The sequence below is a fragment of the Sporolactobacillus kofuensis genome, assembly GCF_024125425.1.
Taxonomy (GTDB): domain Bacteria; phylum Bacillota; class Bacilli; order Bacillales; family Sporolactobacillaceae; genus Sporolactobacillus; species Sporolactobacillus kofuensis.
The window spans coordinates 1-2,949 of sequence record NZ_JAMXWN010000032.1; the positions used below are offsets into that span (position 1 = coordinate 1).

Below are 2,949 nucleotides of genomic sequence, written 5' to 3' on the forward strand. Positions count from 1 at the left end.
TCAATCAATCCAAAGTTCTGGGTTAAGCCCTCGACCGATTAGTATCTGTCCGCTCCACACGTCACCGTGCTTCCACTCCAGACCTATCAACCTCATCATCTCTAAGGGGTCTTACTGATTTAAAATCATGGGAAATCTCATCTTGAAGGGGGCTTCATGCTTAGATGCTTTCAGCACTTATCCCGTCCACACATAGCTACCCAGCGTATGCTCCTGGCGGAACAACTGGTACACCAGCGGTGTGTCCATCCCGGTCCTCTCGTACTAAGGACAGCTCTTCTCAAATTTCCTACGCCCGCGACGGATAGGGACCGAACTGTCTCACGACGTTCTGAACCCAGCTCGCGTACCGCTTTAATGGGCGAACAGCCCAACCCTTGGGACCTACTTCAGCCCCAGGATGCGATGAGCCGACATCGAGGTGCCAAACCTCCCCGTCGATGTGAACTCTTGGGGGAGATAAGCCTGTTATCCCCAGGGTAGCTTTTATCCGTTGAGCGATGGCCCTTCCATGCGGTGCCACCGGATCACTAAGCCCGACTTTCGTCCCTGCTCGACTTGTAGGTCTCGCAGTCAAGCTCCCTTGTGCCTTTACACTCTGCGAATGATTTCCAACCATTCTGAGGGAACCTTTGGGCGCCTCCGTTACCTTTTAGGAGGCGACCGCCCCAGTCAAACTGCCCGCCTGACACTGTCTCCGAACCGGATCACGGCTCAGGGTTAGAATGTCGATATCGTCAGGGCAGTATCCCACCGATGCCTCCGCCGAACCTAGCGGTCCGGTTTCCAAGGCTCCTGCCTATCCTGTACAAACGATACCCACATCCAATATCAAGCTGCAGTAAAGCTCCATGGGGTCTTTCCGTCCTGTCGCGGGTAACCTGCATCTTCACAGGTACTATAATTTCACCGGGTCTCTCGTTGAGACAGTATCCAAATCGTTACACCTTTCGTGCGGGTCGGAACTTACCCGACAAGGAATTTCGCTACCTTAGGACCGTTATAGTTACGGCCGCCGTTTACTGGGGCTTCAATTCAAAGCTTCTCCCCGAAGGGATGACCTCTCCTTTTAACCTTCCAGCACCGGGCAGGTGTCAGCCCCTATACATCACCTTACGGTTTAGCAGAAACCTGTGTTTTTGGTAAACAGTCGCTTGGATCTTTTCACTGCGGCTCATCGGACCCGAAGGTCCGACGAGCACCCCTTCTCCCGAAGTTACGGGGTGATTTTGCCGAGTTCCTTAACGAGAGTTCTCCCGAGCGTCTTAGAATTCTCTTCTTGCCTACCTGTGTCGGTTTTGGTACGGGCACCTTTTCACTCGCTAGAGGCTTTTCTTGGCAGTGTAGGATCAGGCGCTTCGGTACTTAAATTCCCTCCTCATCACCGTTTGGCCGAAAGCAGCGGGATTTGCCTCGCTGCAAGCCTCGCGGCTTGAACGCACACATCCATCCGTGCGCTCGCCTTACCTTCCTGCGTCCCCCCATCACTCAAACGTGAATTGGTGGTACAGGATTATCAACCTGTTGTCCATCGCCTACGCCTTTCGGCCTCGGCTTAGGTCCCGACTAACCCTGAGCGGACGAACCTTCCTCAGGAACCCTTAGGCTTTCGACGGAGGAGATTCTCACTCCTCTTTTCGTTACTCATACCGGCATTCTCACTTCCAAACGCTCCAACATGCCTCACGGCACATCTTCAATGCCCTTGGAACGCTCCCCTACCATGACCTGACGGTCATCCGCGACTTCGGTGCTGTGCTTAGCCCCGTTACATTTTCGGCGCGACGCCACTCGACCAGTGAGCTATTACGCACTCTTTAAATGGTGGCTGCTTCTGAGCCAACATCCTGGTTGTCTGGGCAACGTCACATCCTTTCCCACTTAGCACAAACTTAGGGACCTTAGTCGGCGGTCTGGGCTGTTTCCCTTTCGACGACGGATCTTATCACTCGCCGTCTGACTCCCGGACGTAAGGGCTTGGCATTCGGAGTTTGACTGAACTCGGTAATCCTGTGGGGACCCCTTATTCAATCAGTGCTCTACCTCCAAGTCTCACTCATCCGAGGCTAGCCCTAAAGCTATTTCGGGGAGAACCAGCTATCTCCGTGTTCGATTGGCATTTCACCCCTACCCACACCTCATCCCCGCACTTTTCAACGTGCGTGGGTTCGGGCCTCCATTCAGTGTTACCTGAACTTCACCCTGGACATGGGTAGATCACACGGTTTCGGGTCGACAACCCTAAACTCAAACGCCCTATTCAGACTCGCTTTCGCTGCGGCTCCGCCTCTTCAGCTTAACCTTGCTTAGAATCGTCACTCGCCGGTCCATTCTACAAAAGGTACGCTGTCACCCCCGAAGGGGGCTCCAACTACTTGTAAGCACACGGTTTCAGGATCTCTTTCACTCCCCTTCCGGGGTGCTTTTCACCTTTCCCTCACGGTACTGGTTCACTATCGGTCACTGGGGAGTATTTAGCCTTGGGAGACGGTCCTCCCAGATTCCGACGGGGTTTCTCGTGTCCCGCCGTACTCAGGATCCACTCCGGAGTGCGCGCTCCGTCGGCTACAGGGCGTTTGCCTTCTCTGGCCGACCCTTCCAGGTCGTTCGCCTGAAGCGCGCATTTCTGACTCCGTATGGAGTGTCCTACAACCCCAAAGGGCAAGCCCTTTGGTTTGGGCTGTTTCCCTTTCGCTCGCCACTACTCAGGAAATCGCATTTGCTTTCTCTTCCTCCGGGTACTGAGATGTTTCAGTTCCCCGGGTCTGCCTTACTCTGCCTATGGATTCAGCAGAGCATCCTATCCGTTCAGGATAGGGGGTTCCCCCATTCGGAAATCTCCGGATCAAAGCTTACTTACAGCTCCCCGGAGCTTATCGGAGTTCGTTCCGTCCTTCATCGGCTCCCAGTGCCAAGGCATCCACCGTGCGCTCTTTAAAACTTAACCAC

Annotated in this window: 1 rRNA gene; it reads right to left on the reverse strand. The window is 54.2% G+C overall.

The window, feature by feature from the left end:
* Positions 1-18: 18 nt before the first annotated feature.
* A 23S ribosomal RNA gene (locus NIE32_RS14080) occupies positions 19-2,947 on the reverse strand.
* Positions 2,948-2,949 lie beyond the last annotated feature (2 nt).